The sequence below is a fragment of the Algoriphagus machipongonensis genome, from assembly GCF_000166275.1.
In the GTDB taxonomy this organism is placed as follows: domain Bacteria; phylum Bacteroidota; class Bacteroidia; order Cytophagales; family Cyclobacteriaceae; genus Algoriphagus; species Algoriphagus machipongonensis.
Map to the genome: position 1 here is coordinate 4,562,395 of NZ_CM001023.1, position 16,089 is coordinate 4,578,483.

Here is a 16,089-nt window from a genome sequence, read left to right on the forward strand (position 1 = left end):
ATGTTTAGAAATATCACTCCTGTAGTACAAAATCTTCTATTGATCAATGTGGTCATGTATTTGGTTTCAGCCTTCTTGTTCCCTCAGCTTGGGGACTTGTTTGCTCTTTACTACATCAATAGCCCCTACTTTCAGCCATTTCAGTTTTTGACCTATATGTTTATGCATGCCGGATTTTGGCATCTATTCAGCAATATGTTTGGTCTCTTAATATTTGGCCCTTTACTGGAACAATTTCTTGGGCCTAAAAAGCTATTGATCCTATGGATGGTTTGTGGTGTAGGCTCAGGAGTATTGTATTCGGGCTATACTTCCTATAGAATGGTAAACCTTCAGGATAAAGTAGCCACGTTCCAAGCCGATCCAGACCCAGAAACTTTCAATAAGATTGTTGTCGAAAACAGAGGTTACTTTGATCGGGCTATTTTTGATTTTATTGATGATTATAGCCGAAACCCAAATGATCAAGTGAAAATTCAAAGAGCTAGTCAAACGCTGGATGCTATTTTGGAAATTCAGGGGAATGTCCCCATGGTAGGAGCTTCTGGAGCGCTATTTGGTATTTTGATTGCCTTCGCCATGCTCTTTCCCAACACACAATTATTTCTGCTTTTCCCTCCAATGCCGGTAAAAGCTAAATATCTGGTACTTTTCTATGGACTTTACACCGTTTATAACGTATTGGTAAATAACCCTACTGACAATGTCGCTCATTTTGCACACTTGGGAGGTTTGATCATCGGAGGAATATTGGTTTATTTCTGGAAAAAAGACAGAAACAGTTTCTATTAATTATGTACGGAAATTTTTGGGAAAATCTTAGGAACGCCTTTCGGCATAATAACAATAGCCTTTACAAGCTGATTGCTATCAATCTCATCGTCTTTATGGTGATTCTTGTGGCGCGTGTGATGCTCACAATCACGGGATATGGAGATCTCTATTCGGCAGGCCTTTCACACCTAATGATGCCTGCTTCTTTAGGTAAATTGGCTACCCAACCCTGGTCCATTTTCACCTATATGTTTTTGCATGAGGGTATTTTCCATATCCTCTTCAATATGCTTTTCCTATTTTGGTTTGGCCAGTTGGTACATCAGTTTTTGGGAAGTCGAAAATTAGCCAACCTATATGTATTGGGAGGTCTGGCAGGTGCTTTATTTTACCTGTTGATTTACAACTTGGCTCCCTATTTCAGAGGAGCTATTGACAGTTCCATGATGCTTGGAGCCAGTGCTGGGGTTTTCGCTATCGTCGTAGGAGCAGCAACGCTAAGTCCAAATACTACCTTCTTTTTGATACTTTTAGGCCCTGTAAAAATAAAATACATCGCCATATTTTATGTAATCTTGTCTTTTGCAAACTCTGCAGGAGCAAATGCCGGAGGAGAACTTGCACACTTGGGAGGAGCCTTATTAGGCTATTTCTATATCGTGGAATTGAGGAGGGGAATAGACCTTGGCGTGCCCGTTCAAAAAGTGGGGATTTTCTTTGAAAATCTATTTAATAAAAGGCAAAAGGTAAATGTCACTTATCGTAGAAAGCCAAAAACTTCCAGCAGCTTTAAGCCATTTTCTAAACCAAGCACATCGAAGCCAGTGACCAAGTCCTCTGATGAAGCTTCACAAGAAGAAATTGATGTGATTTTGGACAAAATAGCTGAAAAAGGCTACGAGGCTTTAACTAAAGATGAGAAACGGAAGCTTTTCGAATTCAGCAAAAAATAAGTCACAGAGGAAAGGCAAATCCAAACCGAAAACCTGGCTCTCGGGGATGTTGACTTTGTACTTTAAACTCGGTACTTAACCCTACCCAATCAGTCAAAGAAATGTAGGCTCCAACCCCTACATTAGCACCTTTGACCGTTCGTCTCGTTCCGGCCCCATCAGGATTAGTATTCTCCCAGTTTTGGCTGTATCCTGCCATAAAATAAAGCTGAGAGCTTCCTGTAGAAACATAATAGCGTAAATCGGCACTGAAATTACTTTCCTTACCAACATTCGGAAAAATCTTGGTATAGCTTGGCATGATAGCAAATTGGTCGATGAAAAAATATTCGACCCCTCCTCCAACGCCAAAGTATTTATACCTCAAGCCATAAGAGCCTAAAACATGCACCCTACTATCACCTTGGGTTTGAGCGGAAGCAAAAGTTGAAAAAGCCATACAGGCTATCAGCAAAAGGATTACTTTTTTCATGAGCTGAAATCTATTAATTCAAAAAAGATACTGGGCATTATCCATTAATCAAAATGCCAATGGTTAAAGGGCCCCAACTTCATTCTTATTCGCTAACTGGCCACAAGCCGCATCGATGTCCTGACCTCGTGATTTACGCACTTTGGCGATTACCCCTTGGCTTTCCAATACCCTAATATACATATCCACCGCTTCTTGTTTGGCCTGCCTAAACTCGCCTTCATCTATTGGGTTATACTGAATGATATTAACTTTTGAAGGAATCAACTTACAAAATTTAGCCAGTGCCCGAGCATGTCTCTCATCATCATTTACCCCATCCCAGATCACATACTCATAGGTTACTTTTCTTCCCGTCTTTTTGTACCAATATTTTAGAGATTCCCCTAATTCTTCGACTGGATTGGAATCATTGATTGGCATCAATCGAGAGCGGGTTTCATTTATCGCTGAATGTAGGGAAACAGCAAGGTTAAACTTCACTTCATCATCTGCCATTTTACGGATCATTTTGGTCACGCCTACGGTAGAAAGTGTAATCCTTCGAGCTGCCATGCCCAAGCCTTCTGGAGAAGTAATTTTATCGATCGCAGCCAAGACATTGGCATAGTTCAACAAGGGTTCGCCCATCCCCATAAATACAATATTAGTCAGAGGCCTCTCAAAATACTTTTCCGCTTCTTCCTTAATTGCAACGACTTGATCATAGATTTCATCAGGATTTAGATTCCGCATGCGCTTTAACCTTGCAGTAGCACAAAAGTTACAATCCAAACTACAACCAACCTGCGACGAAACGCAGGCAGTTATCCGTTTGGAAGTCGGAATCAAGACCGATTCTACTATTTTGTCATCATATAATTTGACTGCATTTTTAATCGTGCCATCCGAAGAGTGCTGCATTAAATCAACCAGTATATGATTTATTTTAAAGTACTTCTTAAGCAACTCTCTGGTTTCCAATGATATATTACTCATGTCATCGAAGTTTTTCAGAGATTTATTCCAAAGCCAATCGTAAACCTGCTTGGCTCGAAACTTCTTTTCCCCATGGGCTAAAAAAAACTCTTCTAGCTCCTCGAGGGAAAGTTTTCTGACGTCACTTTTCTGAATTTCTTCCATGTTGCAATTTAAGAATTAAAGGTTGGAATTTGTTGGTAACCAAATTCTCAGCTTTGAGTTCGCAAATTAACAAGAACTTAGGTTGCCTTTGTTCCTGACTTTGTAAATTGATGTCAAATACCCATAAAAATGAAGGTAAAAGTCTGCTTAGTCCAAGAGAGCCCCGTGTTTTTTGACAAAGAGAAAACACTCCAAAAGTTAGAGCGGCTCTGTGAAAAATATGCTAAAGAAGGGAATCAACTGATCGTTTTCCCTGAATCCTTTATCCCAGGATACCCTCGTGGATTTTCTTTTGGTGCCAAAATCGGGAGTAGAACCCCCGAGGGGCGGGATCTTTATGAGGAGTATTACCAAAATAGCTTCGACTTAGATTCTGAAGATCTCACCAGACTTGAAAAGCTCTGCCATCAATTGAATATCTATTTGGTCTGTGGGGTTACCGAGCGCATGAAGCAGCATGGTAGTTTGTATTGCTCCATGATCTACATAAGCCCCAAAGGCTTGCTGGGAGTTCATAGAAAAATCAAACCTACAGGAATTGAGAGGTTGGTTTGGGCAGAAGCTTCCGGGGATTCTCTGGTCACTTTTGATACAAAAATCGGAAAGCTAGGAGGCCTAATTTGCTGGGAAAACTATATGCCTTTAGCCAGAATGGCAATGTATTCTCAAGGAGTGGAAATTTACATCGCTCCTACCGCCGACGCCCGAGAATCATGGGTGGACACCATGAGGCATATTGCCATTGAAGGGAGATGTTTTGTTCTAGCATGTAATCAATATTTCACAAAATCTATGTATCCGCATAGGCTTCAAAAGGACATGGAAGAAGTAGAGGAAGATTTTTGTAAAGGTGGAACAGTTATTTTCTCTCCTTTAGGTGAGCTTATTGCTGGGCCTTTGTATGGAGAGGCAGGTGCACTCTCAATGGAGATTGATTTGAACCTCATTACTAAAAGTAAACTCGATTTTGACCCCATCGGCCACTATGCTCGAGATGATATCTTTGAATTCAAGGTCAAAGGTCAACCGCCGATAAAAAAAGAATAAATCTAATGGTCAATTTTTAATTCAATAACATGGAAACTACTGACAAACAAACTTTTGGGATCTATCATACCTTTTGGATAAGAAGCACCATTTCAAAAGTTTTCTCGGCCATCTCAAGCCCCGAACAACTCATCCTTTGGTGGCCACAAAAGTGCTCTGGTAAGCCTGAAATAGGAGAAAGCTACAACTTCTACTTCACTCCTGAGTACGATTGGTTTGGTACCGTTTCAAAGGTGGAAGAAAATAAAGCTTTCCATATCAAAATGGTAGATTCAGATAAAGATTGGGATCCTACTTCTTTTGGTTTTGAACTGGAGGAAGACGGAACAATGGTCAAAGTCTCATTTTGGCATAAGGGATGGGAAAACCAAAATGAACATTTCAAAATCTCTTCCTATTGCTGGGCGATTCTACTACAGGGACTTAAAAACTACCTCGAAAAAGGTGAAGTTCTACCTTTTGAGGAACGATCATAATAATTGTTGCCTTACTCATAGTGGGAAAAAGTTGCAACAGTTGAAGATCAGGCTAACTACTTTATCGTGCTACAAACCTTATAATCTGATAATTGCATTATTATTGAGCTCCTATTGAAAATAAAATAAAGTTCAATGAATTTATTTTTAGAAAAATGGGCTGAAGCGGCCAATACAAGTCTTGGTCTTTTCTGGATGGCTTTTTGGGCATTTTCTTTAGGCTATCTGGTCAGTAGTATGATTCAGATTTTTGTGACAGAAGAGAAAATGCAAAAACTAATGGGTGATCAAGAGGGTAAAGGGGTTTTATTGGGTACAATTTTTGGGTTTATAAGTAGTTCCTGTAGCTTTTCAGCATTAGCAAGCACTAAAACACTTTTTAAAAAAGGAGCAAGCTTTATCTCTTCCATCGCTTTTTTATTAGCTTCTACCAATTTAGTCATAGAACTTGGGATCATAATTTCTATTTTTTTAGGTTGGCAGTTTGTAGTTGGTGAGTATGTTGGAGGTATTATTTTGATTTTGGTAAGCTGGTTATTAATCAGAATCATTAAGCCAAATTCTTTAATAAAAAGTGCAAGAAAAAATCTTCCTGACAGTGAAATGGCCATGGAGCAAATGGATAACTCAAAACCTGATGTCATTAGTTCAAATAAAAGTTGGGCTAAAACAGGTCGTCAATATGGCATGGAATGGAAAATGGTATGGAAAGATGTAACAGTCGGATTTACAATTGCAGGTATAATCGCCGCTATGGTTCCAGATTCATTTTTTCAGACCCTATTTATCAATAGCGGTCAAGGAAAAATCGATTATTCATTTTTGGAGATTCTCCAACATGTGGTAATAGGACCTATCGCAGCTTTTCTGACGTTCATTGGATCAATGGGGAATATACCATTAGCTGCATTACTTTTTGGAAAAGGAGTAAGTTTTGCTGGTGTAATGGCCTTTATTTTCAGCGATTTAGTCGTTTTTCCTGTTTTAAGAATCAACTCTAAATATTATGGTTGGAAAATGGCTTTTTTTATCCTTTTTCTGCTTTTGGGAGCCTTACTAATTTCCTCTATAACCTTACATTATTCGTTTGATTGGTTAGGAATCTTGCCAGAACCAAAACAAGTCACTATTCAAGACCAAGAATTTTTCAAATTGGATTATACTTTTTATTTAAATATGGGATTTGCCTTAGTGAGTATAGTGTTGCTTTGGATTGGATACATTAAGTGGAAGGATTTGAATTATATGAAAGAAATGGCTCCTAAAAGTAAATCATTAGAGCGCATTCTAAAATATATGGCATACACCTGCTTCCTCTGGTTGGCCGGAGGAATGTTTATAAAACTTTTTCTGGTTTAATCTTATTTACGAATCATGAACCATTTATTTGGATCCACCTGAATCTCCGTATTACTTGAAATTAATACTGGTTTGGGACCCAATTCAATCTTTTTTATTCCCTCAGATGTTTGAACTTCCACTGGCATAGAAAACTTGATTCCTCTTAAGGACACCTCGTAACCATCACTCCCCTTTTTCTTGATTTTGAGCTCAGGCAAATTGGTGGTCTTCAAATAGAAATTCAGGTATTCACTCAAATCATTCCCTGTGTAGGTATGTACAAATTCAATAAAGTCACTGCTTTTTACCTGATTTTGATAAGTAAATTGATCATCAGAAATAAATGCCTTGAGCATGGGGAAAAACACTTCATCTCCTAGTATTCCTCTTAATCCATGGACGATTGAAGCACCTTTGGAGTATATTTCTCCATGATAAGCTTCCTCTTCCGTGCTATTTACCGGACTTAATACTGGCCTGGCATGAGGTAGGGTTTGGATGACTGAAGCTGCATGCTTTAAATAGGCTTCATGCCCACCATGTTCCTCATAAAAAAGCCAATCCCCATAAGCTGTAAATCCTTCGTGAATCCACATATCTGCCCAATCTCCAACAGACATTTTGTTCCCAAACCATTCATGCCCTAACTCATGATGTAATAAATTATCATACAGGACATCACCCATTGGAATAAACCGGAAGTTATTTCCATAGGCATTGATGGTTTGATGCTCCATCCCCAAATAGGGCGTTTCCACAACCGCTATTTTATCTTCAGGAAATGGGAAGGCTCCAAAAAATTTCTCTTGGGTAGCAGTGCTAACTTCCAATACTTCTAGCAAAGTTTCAGCTTGTGCACTATCCTCTTTCAGGACATAGACATGCATCGGGATTTTTTTGCCAGATACGGAAGTATAAGTGGTGCTAGCTTCCGTAAAAACTCCCAAAGTAAAATTGATCCCATAGTTATTAATCGAGTAATTGGTGGACCAATGATAGGTAGTTTTATCTCCCCTTTCTTTGGTCTCCAATAAGTTGCCATTCGAGGCGACAAAATAAGGCTTCTCTACAGTAAAATATAGATCTACCCCATTACTTGGCTCACTAGAAGGATGGTCCAAAGCAGGCATAAACACCTTTGCCCCCTCTCCTTGTGAGGATAATCCCATCCAATGATACCCCAGTTGATCTACCTCCCAAGTAAAACCTCCTGTCCAGGGCGGGTTGATAGCAATAGGAGTTACACCTCCATAATACACCGTTACTTCATTGCAGGTACAATCGATCGGAGTGATATCCAAAATATCATTTTCATGCGAAAACTCGACCTCCTCTCCATTCATGGTTACCTTAGATACCTGGTATTCATCAATTAAATTGAGTCGAAGCGTTGCTAGTTTTTCCGCTGCCTCAAATGTCACGGTGTTTTTGCCCTGAATAGATTTACTTTCTGGAAGAATTTCTAGTTCTAGTTGGTAATGCAAGACTTTGAATTTTTCCTGAAGTGGATCCATAGGACCTCCCCAGTCCCAATTTTGACCAAATGCCGATGCTGTGAAAAAGAAAAAAAGGGGTAAATACAGTAATAACTTTCGCATGATCGAAGGTAGGTCAATGGAATGAAAAACGGGTCAAAAATATCACCAGAGGCAGTAAATATGTTCTTTTGGTTTCAAGAATCACCCTTGATCTTTTCCTTCAACTTATTTGGCAGGTCATGAAGCTTCTTCAGCTTTAAGGAAAATAAAATTGCTACTACGCCTAACAAAACAAAAATCAACGCAGTCAAAGTCACTAAAGTCATCCCAATAATGGAAGGATTCCAAATTAAAATAAAGGACAAAATCATTCCTCCGATTGCCAGGTAAAGTAAGGTCTGATATTCGTCTCCGTGATCTTTTAAACTAAGTGCAAAGCTGATTCCAGCAATGGATTTAAACATTACTCCAAAGCCAACATATAGCGGTAAGGTGGCCATAGAAAGAGCAGGATTCGTTAATAATAAGGCCCCAATCAAGGTACTTATCAAGCCTGAGGCAAGAAACCAACCCCAATGGTCCAAGGTTTTTCTATTGCCAAAGGCAAAGGTGAGTTCACTCAAGCCTGAGGCTAAAAATGAAAGACTGAATAATGTAGCTAAAACTAAATAGGAAGCCATGGGAGTTTGAAAAACATACACTCCCAATAGGATAAATAAGACGCCTATTACTGTAAGTAAATACCAATGTTTTAAGGCTTTTTGGATCGTTTTGAATGGTTTTGCAGACATGGCTATTTTGGTTAGTGTAATTAAAAATAAGATTTTCTAAATGAATCTTCTGCCAACTTCAAAAAATTACGACAAATCCAAACGATAGTAAACTTCCAGCATGGGGAATCCAAAATTCTCTGTCATCTTCTCGGAAACTTTCCTAAAGCCATGTCTCTCATATAAACTAACCGCTGGATCAAGCCCTTTAGTAGTAAAAAGATAAGCAGACTGGTATTGTCTTTCCTGAAAAAAATCCATCCACTCGCCCATTAGTTTCTTCCCAAGTCCTATACCTCTAAAAGTTTTATCTAAAATAAAATAACGCAGTTGTGCCTGATTATTCGGTCTATGCATGAGCAATAAAAACCCGACCATCCTCTCATCAGATTCCACGATCCAAACACGGTCTTTTTCAGTATCGAACTGTTCAAAAAACTCGACCACACTTTGCATCACATAAACTTCAAAACCAATAGGAAAGCCATGTTCTTCCCCATAAATCTTCCCATGCAAAGCTGCAATTTGACTAAGATCTCCAGGTTTTAACTGGTGACGAATTGTATACTTGGGGATATCCATATTGGAACTGAAACAAGAAAACCGTCTTTGTGGACGGTCTTCAATTAATCTTCAGAATAGTTGAAACTATCTACCTGCTCCTTAACCCAATCATGGTATTTGGAAAGTCTATATTCTTTCCACTCGGAACTATATTTTGATTCTTCTATCAAGTATTTAAACCCTGTGGATGCTTTTGGTTTACTCAAGGCATTCACCAAATCCTCAGCAAGATTTTTCTCTTTAATTTTACGGTCTACAAAATCCTGCATCATTTGATGCTCTTGAGCAGGCTCCATTTTAGTAAACTCGGCAAAATTATCAGGATTTTCCTCTATCTCATCTAGGATATCCTCTTCTTCTTCAGTGAGGTCATAGTTAAAATAGTCTTCATCATCGGGCATATGATGGATCTTCTTTTTGTCAATTTGAAAGAAGCAAACATTGCCTTTAAGCAGTTGGGCAGAAATTAATCCTACCTCTTTTTCAGTAAGCGAAAACATGAATTGGTTACAAAATTTTTGGAAAAATAGTGAATGTCAAATTTGCATCAAATTGTTTTTGATGATGCATGTATGAAGTCTACTCATTTTTATTGACATTTTATAAAAAAACTTGCTTTAGAACCTCAGAATCAATCACATGACCGCCAGAAAAAGTTATTTTTTTAATTGGTTTCCCTAAATCTTTTATCAAAATATTCTGCTTTTCAAGACTTTCGGGTTTAATAAACTCATCTTCGTCTCCCAAGACGAGCGTAAAATCAGTTTCCGAAAACTTCTTTTTACTATCCTCAATAAGCAAATCATGAGCAAATCCTCCTGCCCACAAAACCAACTGATCAACTTTTCCAGTCCACCTACTCGCCCAGCGAGTTGCAGTGGCTCCACCTTGAGAAAATCCTAATACGTTGATTTTGGGGGTTGATTTATACCCCTCCAAAATAGAACCTATTAATTCATCTAAAAACCTGTGATTGTTCTCTATAGCCAACTCACGTTCATGGCTCGTCATCCAATTTGCTCCAACCCTCCCTTTAAAATCTTTCAAGTATCCATAATTGGTCCCTTCGGGAGCAATGAATAGTCTTTTATCTCCATCAAAAGGAATGAATTTTCGAATAAAAAATTCAGCTAATTGTCCATACCCATGGAAAAGAATCCAGATTTCAGATTCCTTTAAATTAGGTTCATGTGAAATGGAATAGGATGCTTCGTACTTAAATTGGAATCGTTTTTTCAAATCTTAACTATTCAAATCATCAAACTTAAAGGGTAGCAATGCTTGGATCCCTTGCACTTTCAAAATCTTATGATCAGCCTTTAAAATCAGAATTTCCATCAGCTTATTAAACCTCAACTCAGTTTCATTTATTGCTTGTCTACACATTCCGCAGGGTGAAACTGATGCCCAGGAATCTTCTCCCTTTCTTTTGGCAACAATAGCAATTTTCATCACTGGATCAAGAGGGTAATTGGCCCCTGCATACCCCAGTACCAATCGTTCTGCACAAACCCCAACCGGAAAACTTACATTCTCCTGATTGCTCGATTGAAGGATCAGCCCTGACTTAAGCCGAACAGCAGCGCCAACTTGGAAGTCAGAATACGGTGCATAAGCATTCTTGCTGATCTCTTGTGCCTGAACCATCAATTCTTGATCCTCTTGTAGCAACTCTTCCCAATCTAATTCCTCCACTTCTGAAGAAATGATATATTTCTTACTCATATTTTATTCGAGTTTACTTAAATACCAAAGTACGGATTTGTTCCAATTTAAACGGATGGTTTCTTTTAGCTGAATAATTTATTGGCCATTTTAGATTCAGAATTCATATACCTTATGCAGACAATTTTGATCCTAGGGGGCGGAAAATCTTCTAGTTATTTGATAGAGTACCTAGCAGCTTCCTGTGCAGATAAAACAAGAAACTTAATCCTTGCTGATCTAGATTTAAACCAAGCCAAAGCAAAGCTTAAGGGCCTTCCCGGCACCAGTGCAAGGTCGCTTGATATCCAGAACGAACAAGAAAGAAAAACCCTGATTCAGGAAGCAGATTTAGTTGTATCCATGTTGCCTGCATTTATGCATCCTATCGTAGCTAAGGATTGTCTAGAACTTGGGAAACACTTTTTTTCGGCTTCCTATGAGTCTGCTGAAATGAAGAAAATGAAAGCTGAGATAGAATCTAAAGGTCTTTTCTTTTTAAATGAGTGTGGGCTTGATCCTGGGATAGACCATATGTCCGCCATGAAAATTATAGATGAAGCACGCTCGAAAGGAGAAGAAATTCTTTCTTTTAAATCTTACTGCGGTGGTTTACTAGCTCCCATGAGTGAAGACAACCCTTGGAAATATAAATTTACTTGGAACCCCAGAAATGTGGTTTTGGCTGGACAGGGCACTGCTGTGTATCAGGAAAAAGGAGACTTAAAAATCGTCCCATATCACCAAGTTTTCAAACGGATTGAACCCGTTTCTTTTGATGGTATTGGGGATTTTGAAGGATACCCCAACAGGGATTCTTTAAGCTATAAAAAGGTATATGGGCTTGATTCTATTTCTACTCTTTTAAGGGGGACACTTCGTCGTGCCGGCTTCTCAAAAGCATGGGATGTTTTTGTTCAGCTCGGAATGACAGATGACACAATTAACATGGAGTTACCCGAAAACTCAAGCCTCAGACAATTCCTAAATTCATTTCTTCCCTACCATGAAAGCCTATCTATTGAAGAGAAATTGGCAGATTTTATTCCCGATTTAGACTTTCCCACCTTTGAAAAAATTCAGTGGTTGGGATTTTTTGGAACCCGTAAACTCCCTAAATCAAGCGGGACAGCAGCATCTATTCTTCAAAGCATTTTAGAAGAAGATTGGGCATTGGATTCAAACGACAAGGATATGATTGTAATGAAACACTTTTTTGAAATCAAAGGAGTCAATCATACCAAAAGTATTTCCTCTAGCTTGGTGTGTTTTGGAGAAGACTCTTTGCATACTGCCATGGCAAAAACAGTAGGACTACCGTTAGCTATAGCGGTTGATTTATTTTTGAAAAAAGAAATAGAATTAAAAGGTTTGCATATTCCGGTGATCCCTGAAATTTATGTTCCAATTTTGACAAAATTAGAAGAACAGGGAATCCACTTTAAAGAAACGGAAAAGCTCTCAGCAAATTAAGGATTCCAATCGGCTGGCGGATCAATATTGGCCCCTTCTACTTCCCTGCAGTCATCTGGAATTATGGTAACGGGTTGTCGGAAATCTAGCTCCTCCCCATCGATGTAGATCCTCTTGCTTGTTTCTCCTGCAGCAATAAAAAACCCCAGTACAACTTCTTCTGGATCATCAAGACTCAACATATTTCCTCTGATGTTTGCTGGCGGCGGGTCAAAAACAGAGCCTGATACCTCAACTTGCTGTTTTACCAATCGCAAATAGCGATAGGCATCCTGACTTATACTTAGCTGCTTTACATCTGTCCTATAAGTATCAACAAATCTCAAACCATCATCTTCAATAAAGGCAACAGGCACTTGGGTATTTAGGCCATTGAAATTGTCATCATTTTCAATATAAATCCCTCCTACTCCCAATAATTCTGTCCTGAAGCAAACGATACAGCAATCCTTTGGCTGTGGTTCTCTACTGGTATTGGTATCAGAAGGTCGAGGGGTATATAAGTCTGGGCGAGTTTTTAATACATAAGTAGATTCAGAATTTTTCCAGAAATAGAAATTATTCTGGTCTGAAGGATCATCAACTTCTGCAATCAATTGAACTCCTGACCTGACATTCTCTTCCCCTTCAACAGCGATTTTCAAAACCTTGGTTATAAGGTTCTTTAATTCTGGCGCAGATTCAACACGCTCAGGTAAGGAAGAATATACTTTCCCATCTTGAAGCTGTATTTGTAAAGAATAACTCCTACCTATTTTGGCCGAAAAATCCTCGGAAGAATAATAAACACCTCGATCTTCAGGATCTTCGGAAAAGAAGGTGACTACACCTTGATCATCTCTAACAATCACAGTGGCACTGGCTACCGGTCTTACCAAACCTTCGAAAACACTTCCATAGGTATCACTCCGAGTCAATCGGATGGCATGAGGGCCCGGACCATTTGTAATCATTCCATCAACTGTCAATAGTTGCGCTCCTTCCTCAACCTCTACAGAATAAGGATCGATACAGGCAGTTAATGAAAAAAGAAAAATGATGTAAAAATATTTTTTTATCATTTGGTGATATCTCTCAGAACCTTGTATTCACTACATTTTTTTTGGGAAGGTTATTTTTATTAACAGGGCTCCTCTAATGAGGAAATGGGTTCAAGTTGTTCAAAAATATAGAAAAGGAAGTCTAAAACAACATCAACAAAGAATCAAAAAGTTTAAATCTTGACTTTAACGGTCAAAAACCCAACTTATCTGTGAGGGCCAATCCAATTGAATGATTAAGAAAAAATCATTTGCTCTGAAACAATTACTTTGAAATCATCCCTTTTAATTGAATTCCAATAAAAAGCCTGCAACCGCCTTTTGGTAGGACATATGAGGGGAGCCATCTTCATTTTTAATGAAGACTTGTTTTTCCAGAAGGTCTCTTAATATCTTTGAAAAACAGACAATCTCACGTAACACCTTTTTACCAGGTTTATCCTGAACCGTTAATTTTTCAATGATATGAAAGCCTACTTCTTCCGTGATTTGAATAAAATCCTGCATCTGCCGAGGGGGCAAAATCACCCAAAAATTTCCATCTTCAGTGATTAATGAAGAGGCTTTTGAAACAAGGTCCTTAAAAGATAAAGCGTCTGTATGAAGCGCCTGATTTCGTTGAGAATCTTTGGCTTTTAAATGGTCTGGAAAATAGGGAGGATTGCTCACAATCATATCAAACTTTTCATCGCTTTGATAACTTTGAAACTCCCCTTTCCAAAGTTTCATACGATTAGAAAAGGGACTTTCCTTAAAGTTTGATTTTGCCTGTTCAGCCGCTTTTTCGTCCAACTCCACTGCAGTCAAAAAAGACTCCCTATATCGCTGAGCCAACATTAAAGCAATCACTCCTGTGCCAGTTCCAACATCCAATATCCTGTGCGGATTTTCTCCATGAACCAATCCTCCCATTAATACCGCATCGGTACTAATTTTCATCGCACATTGATCTTGGTGCACTTTAAATTGTTGAAACTGAAACCAAGTTTGCCCCATCAAGTTCTGGCTTTACTGAAAAATCGCACATTAAAGCGTGGTTTATCATCCATCACATTTAGATCATCTTCGGATACGCGCTTAACGCTTTCAATCGTATAAAATGCTTTCTCATCCAAACTTTTTACCTTTTCGATAAACTTAGTCAGAGATTCTCTTTTCATTACTGTGAAAGTCAATTGAACCTTGCCAAACCTTCCTTCAGCACCTACATTGGTAAATCTGAAATCCTGTTCTTTCATGTATTCCATGAGTTCAGGATTTGGTTTGGGAGTAATAATTCTAACTAACACCCTACCTAATGCCAATTTTTCCTCAAAATACATCCCTACGTAAGTTCCCATCCCAAAACCACCGGCATAGGCAATGTAAGACATTGGGTTATTGATATTCTGAAAGATCTGCCCGATGGCCAGCAGCCATATCAATGCTTCGAAAAAGCCGAGAATAGGAGCAACTTTTCTTTTCCCATTCATCATAAACATGATGCGCAGGGTATTGATTGAAACATCACCAACTCTGGCAATGAAAATCATTAACGGCATGATCAGGTAATTAAATAAATTCTCTGATATACCTAGAGACAGCATGTATTCTTGCATCAAAATGTCGTTTAAAACGGGGCGCAAAAGTACAGGTATTCATCTGATATTTAATAACATATTTTGAAAAATATAGCTAGATTTTCCGGTCTCTTCCTGCAGCCATTCCAAAGCCAATAAATAACAGGGAAAAGAAAATAAGAAACCATATCAGAATATCCCAGTCCCCAAATATGTCTAAGGAAAACCCAAATAAAAATGGCCCTAAAGCGGCCAAATAATAACCCGAAGATTGGACCATACCTGATAGTTTTGCTGTGGTTTTGTCTTCTGCAGTCCTTAAGGAAATCAGGGTATACGCAATACTCAAACTTGCCCCCATTCCTAAACCAATGATGGTTAAAGAGAAATAAACGATCCACTCAGAATCAAAGAATAAACCCGCAAAGCCCACAATATAGCCTAACCCTACCGCCAAAATCACTCCAGACTGCTGCTTTAAACGAATCAGAATGGTAGGTGCAAAATAAGACCCTATCAAAGAAATAAGCTGCATGACGGATGACATTGCCCCGGCTTCAACTGGAGACCAACCTCTTGAGACTAACATATCCGGAAGCCAAGCCGTCAAAGTAAAGTACATTACCGATTGGCAACCCATGAAAATGGTAACCTGCCAAGCGAGTTTTGATTTCCATACATTTTTTGCTGGACTTGAATTGGTATGCATTTCTGCTTTTGGCCTGCTTAATTGGGGAATCCAAAACAACAAAGCCACCATCATAAATACTGCCCAAGAGGCTAAAGATCCACGCCAGCCCCAATTTAAATCGACTGCCAAAGGAACCGAGACTCCAGCCGCTACCGCAGCAAAAAGCGACATCATGGTCGCCAACAGGGCTGTCATCAAACCTAATTTCTGAGGCAACCGGACCTTAATTAATGGTATCAAAAGCACGTTGGCTATCACTATACCGATTCCTGTCAGAGCTGTTCCAAAAAGCAGCAACTCAATCCCTCCAAGCACTCTCAAAATGACTCCAACAGTGAGGATTGCTATTCCTAAAAAAACTGCTCGCCCCATACCCAGTTTATTCCCTATGCTTGGAGCAAAAAGTGAAAAAGTCGCAAAAGTCAGTAAGGGCAGAGTGGTTAAAAACCCAGCCAAACCATTGCTAAGCCCCAAATCCTCACGAATAAAAGGAATCAATGGTCCCACAGAAGCAATGGATGTCCTGAGATTTAAGGATATCAATATGATACCCGTGACTAATAAAGCTTGCGGAGATGGGGATTTAGTCAAAACTCAGTTTATGTTTAAGGTCTCCAAGTTCAAT

At 38.9% G+C, this 16,089-nt stretch carries 18 protein-coding genes; 6 read left to right on the plus strand and 12 right to left on the minus strand.

The features are described from left to right. Positions 1 to 792 (plus strand): rhomboid family intramembrane serine protease, encoded by a 792-nt coding sequence (locus ALPR1_RS19300; protein ID WP_008203206.1) that lies wholly within the window; start codon positions 1 to 3, stop codon positions 790 to 792. A gap of 2 nt (positions 793 to 794) precedes the next feature. Next, positions 795 to 1,727 (plus strand): rhomboid family protein, encoded by a 933-nt coding sequence (locus ALPR1_RS19305; RefSeq protein ID WP_008203207.1) that lies wholly within the window; start codon positions 795 to 797, stop codon positions 1,725 to 1,727. Position 1,728: 1 nt separating this feature from the next. Here ALPR1_RS19305 and ALPR1_RS19310 read toward each other — a convergent pair whose 3' ends face one another. Both ALPR1_RS19310 and rlmN read right to left on the minus strand, forming a co-directional pair. Then, the gene (locus tag ALPR1_RS19310; RefSeq protein WP_008203208.1) at positions 1,729 to 2,199 is read right to left on the minus strand and encodes an outer membrane beta-barrel protein; all 471 of its coding nucleotides are present in this window, start codon (positions 2,197 to 2,199) and stop codon (positions 1,729 to 1,731) included. A 63-nt stretch (positions 2,200 to 2,262) separates the two neighbouring features. Further along, the gene (rlmN, locus tag ALPR1_RS19315; RefSeq protein ID WP_008203210.1) at positions 2,263 to 3,321 is read right to left on the minus strand and encodes a 23S rRNA (adenine(2503)-C(2))-methyltransferase RlmN; all 1,059 of its coding nucleotides are present in this window, start codon (positions 3,319 to 3,321) and stop codon (positions 2,263 to 2,265) included. Between the two features lie 129 nt (positions 3,322 to 3,450). Between rlmN and ALPR1_RS19320 the strand changes: the two genes are divergently transcribed. From ALPR1_RS19320 to ALPR1_RS19330, 3 genes are all read left to right on the plus strand, one after another. Next, positions 3,451 to 4,368, plus strand: coding sequence for a carbon-nitrogen hydrolase family protein (locus tag ALPR1_RS19320; protein ID WP_008203212.1), 918 nt, complete (start codon positions 3,451 to 3,453; stop codon positions 4,366 to 4,368). 29 nt (positions 4,369 to 4,397) lie between these two features. Continuing rightward, positions 4,398 to 4,844: an SRPBCC family protein gene (locus tag ALPR1_RS19325; protein WP_008203213.1), complete on the plus strand. Its 447-nt coding sequence runs from the start codon at positions 4,398 to 4,400 to the stop codon at positions 4,842 to 4,844. Between the two features lie 135 nt (positions 4,845 to 4,979). Then, positions 4,980 to 6,203 carry a permease gene (locus ALPR1_RS19330; protein ID WP_008203215.1) on the plus strand — a complete coding sequence of 408 codons (1,224 nt, stop codon included), beginning with the start codon at positions 4,980 to 4,982 and terminating at the stop codon, positions 6,201 to 6,203. A 2-nt stretch (positions 6,204 to 6,205) separates the two neighbouring features. Here ALPR1_RS19330 and ALPR1_RS19335 read toward each other — a convergent pair whose 3' ends face one another. From ALPR1_RS19335 to ALPR1_RS19360, 6 genes are all read right to left on the minus strand, one after another. Further along, positions 6,206 to 7,783 (minus strand): M1 family metallopeptidase, encoded by a 1,578-nt coding sequence (locus ALPR1_RS19335; protein ID WP_008203217.1) that lies wholly within the window; start codon positions 7,781 to 7,783, stop codon positions 6,206 to 6,208. A 74-nt stretch (positions 7,784 to 7,857) separates the two neighbouring features. After that, on the minus strand, positions 7,858 to 8,454 hold the full coding sequence (locus tag ALPR1_RS19340; RefSeq protein WP_008203219.1) for an HdeD family acid-resistance protein: 597 nt from the start codon (positions 8,452 to 8,454) through the stop codon (positions 7,858 to 7,860). A gap of 66 nt (positions 8,455 to 8,520) precedes the next feature. Further along, positions 8,521 to 9,015, minus strand: coding sequence for a GNAT family N-acetyltransferase (locus ALPR1_RS19345; protein WP_008203221.1), 495 nt, complete (start codon positions 9,013 to 9,015; stop codon positions 8,521 to 8,523). A 44-nt stretch (positions 9,016 to 9,059) separates the two neighbouring features. Continuing rightward, positions 9,060 to 9,497, minus strand: coding sequence for a UPF0158 family protein (locus ALPR1_RS19350; RefSeq protein WP_008203222.1), 438 nt, complete (start codon positions 9,495 to 9,497; stop codon positions 9,060 to 9,062). A 100-nt stretch (positions 9,498 to 9,597) separates the two neighbouring features. Next, a complete protein-coding gene (locus tag ALPR1_RS19355; RefSeq protein ID WP_008203223.1) occupies positions 9,598 to 10,236 on the minus strand; it encodes an alpha/beta hydrolase in 639 nt (212 codons plus the stop codon). A 3-nt stretch (positions 10,237 to 10,239) separates the two neighbouring features. Further along, positions 10,240 to 10,722, minus strand: coding sequence for a cytidine deaminase (locus ALPR1_RS19360; RefSeq protein ID WP_008203225.1), 483 nt, complete (start codon positions 10,720 to 10,722; stop codon positions 10,240 to 10,242). A gap of 114 nt (positions 10,723 to 10,836) precedes the next feature. Between ALPR1_RS19360 and ALPR1_RS19365 the strand changes: the two genes are divergently transcribed. Then, positions 10,837 to 12,174 carry a saccharopine dehydrogenase C-terminal domain-containing protein gene (locus tag ALPR1_RS19365; protein WP_008203226.1) on the plus strand — a complete coding sequence of 446 codons (1,338 nt, stop codon included), beginning with the start codon at positions 10,837 to 10,839 and terminating at the stop codon, positions 12,172 to 12,174. Here the strand turns inward: ALPR1_RS19365 and ALPR1_RS19370 are convergent. The 4 genes from ALPR1_RS19370 to ALPR1_RS19385 all read right to left on the minus strand — a co-directional run bounded on the left by ALPR1_RS19370 (position 12,171) and on the right by ALPR1_RS19385 (position 16,055). Next, positions 12,171 to 13,235, minus strand: coding sequence for a DUF4249 domain-containing protein (locus ALPR1_RS19370; protein WP_008203227.1), 1,065 nt, complete (start codon positions 13,233 to 13,235; stop codon positions 12,171 to 12,173). The two genes, ALPR1_RS19365 and ALPR1_RS19370, sit on opposite strands and share 4 nt — an antisense overlap. A 264-nt stretch (positions 13,236 to 13,499) precedes the next feature. Then, a complete protein-coding gene (locus tag ALPR1_RS19375) occupies positions 13,500 to 14,210 on the minus strand; it encodes a tRNA1(Val) (adenine(37)-N6)-methyltransferase (RefSeq protein ID WP_008203228.1) in 711 nt (236 codons plus the stop codon). Next, positions 14,210 to 14,812: a DUF2179 domain-containing protein gene (locus ALPR1_RS19380; protein ID WP_008203229.1), complete on the minus strand. Its 603-nt coding sequence runs from the start codon at positions 14,810 to 14,812 to the stop codon at positions 14,210 to 14,212. Before ALPR1_RS19380 ends, ALPR1_RS19375 begins: the two co-directional genes overlap by 1 nt. A gap of 76 nt (positions 14,813 to 14,888) precedes the next feature. Continuing rightward, positions 14,889 to 16,055: a CynX/NimT family MFS transporter gene (locus tag ALPR1_RS19385; RefSeq protein WP_008203230.1), complete on the minus strand. Its 1,167-nt coding sequence runs from the start codon at positions 16,053 to 16,055 to the stop codon at positions 14,889 to 14,891. Positions 16,056 to 16,089: the final 34 nt, after the last annotated feature.

What these genes read in the sequence shown, in the direction of transcription:
- ALPR1_RS19300 (WP_008203206.1), top strand. Translation starts at nt 1, where the DNA reads ATGTTTAGAAATATCACTCCTGTAGTACAAAATCTTCTATTGATCAAT.
- ALPR1_RS19305 (WP_008203207.1), top strand. Translation starts at nt 795, where the DNA reads ATGTACGGAAATTTTTGGGAAAATCTTAGGAACGCCTTTCGGCATAAT.
- ALPR1_RS19310 (WP_008203208.1), bottom strand. Translation starts at nt 2,199, where the DNA reads ATGAAAAAAGTAATCCTTTTGCTGATAGCCTGTATGGCTTTTTCAACT.
- rlmN (WP_008203210.1), bottom strand. Translation starts at nt 3,321, where the DNA reads ATGGAAGAAATTCAGAAAAGTGACGTCAGAAAACTTTCCCTCGAGGAG.
- ALPR1_RS19320 (WP_008203212.1), top strand. Translation starts at nt 3,451, where the DNA reads ATGAAGGTAAAAGTCTGCTTAGTCCAAGAGAGCCCCGTGTTTTTTGAC.
- ALPR1_RS19325 (WP_008203213.1), top strand. Translation starts at nt 4,398, where the DNA reads ATGGAAACTACTGACAAACAAACTTTTGGGATCTATCATACCTTTTGG.
- ALPR1_RS19330 (WP_008203215.1), top strand. Translation starts at nt 4,980, where the DNA reads ATGAATTTATTTTTAGAAAAATGGGCTGAAGCGGCCAATACAAGTCTT.
- ALPR1_RS19335 (WP_008203217.1), bottom strand. Translation starts at nt 7,783, where the DNA reads ATGCGAAAGTTATTACTGTATTTACCCCTTTTTTTCTTTTTCACAGCA.
- ALPR1_RS19340 (WP_008203219.1), bottom strand. Translation starts at nt 8,454, where the DNA reads ATGTCTGCAAAACCATTCAAAACGATCCAAAAAGCCTTAAAACATTGG.
- ALPR1_RS19345 (WP_008203221.1), bottom strand. Translation starts at nt 9,015, where the DNA reads ATGGATATCCCCAAGTATACAATTCGTCACCAGTTAAAACCTGGAGAT.
- ALPR1_RS19350 (WP_008203222.1), bottom strand. Translation starts at nt 9,497, where the DNA reads ATGTTTTCGCTTACTGAAAAAGAGGTAGGATTAATTTCTGCCCAACTG.
- ALPR1_RS19360 (WP_008203225.1), bottom strand. Translation starts at nt 10,722, where the DNA reads ATGAGTAAGAAATATATCATTTCTTCAGAAGTGGAGGAATTAGATTGG.
- ALPR1_RS19365 (WP_008203226.1), top strand. Translation starts at nt 10,837, where the DNA reads ATGCAGACAATTTTGATCCTAGGGGGCGGAAAATCTTCTAGTTATTTG.
- ALPR1_RS19370 (WP_008203227.1), bottom strand. Translation starts at nt 13,235, where the DNA reads ATGATAAAAAAATATTTTTACATCATTTTTCTTTTTTCATTAACTGCC.
- ALPR1_RS19375 (WP_008203228.1), bottom strand. Translation starts at nt 14,210, where the DNA reads ATGGGGCAAACTTGGTTTCAGTTTCAACAATTTAAAGTGCACCAAGAT.
- ALPR1_RS19380 (WP_008203229.1), bottom strand. Translation starts at nt 14,812, where the DNA reads ATGCAAGAATACATGCTGTCTCTAGGTATATCAGAGAATTTATTTAAT.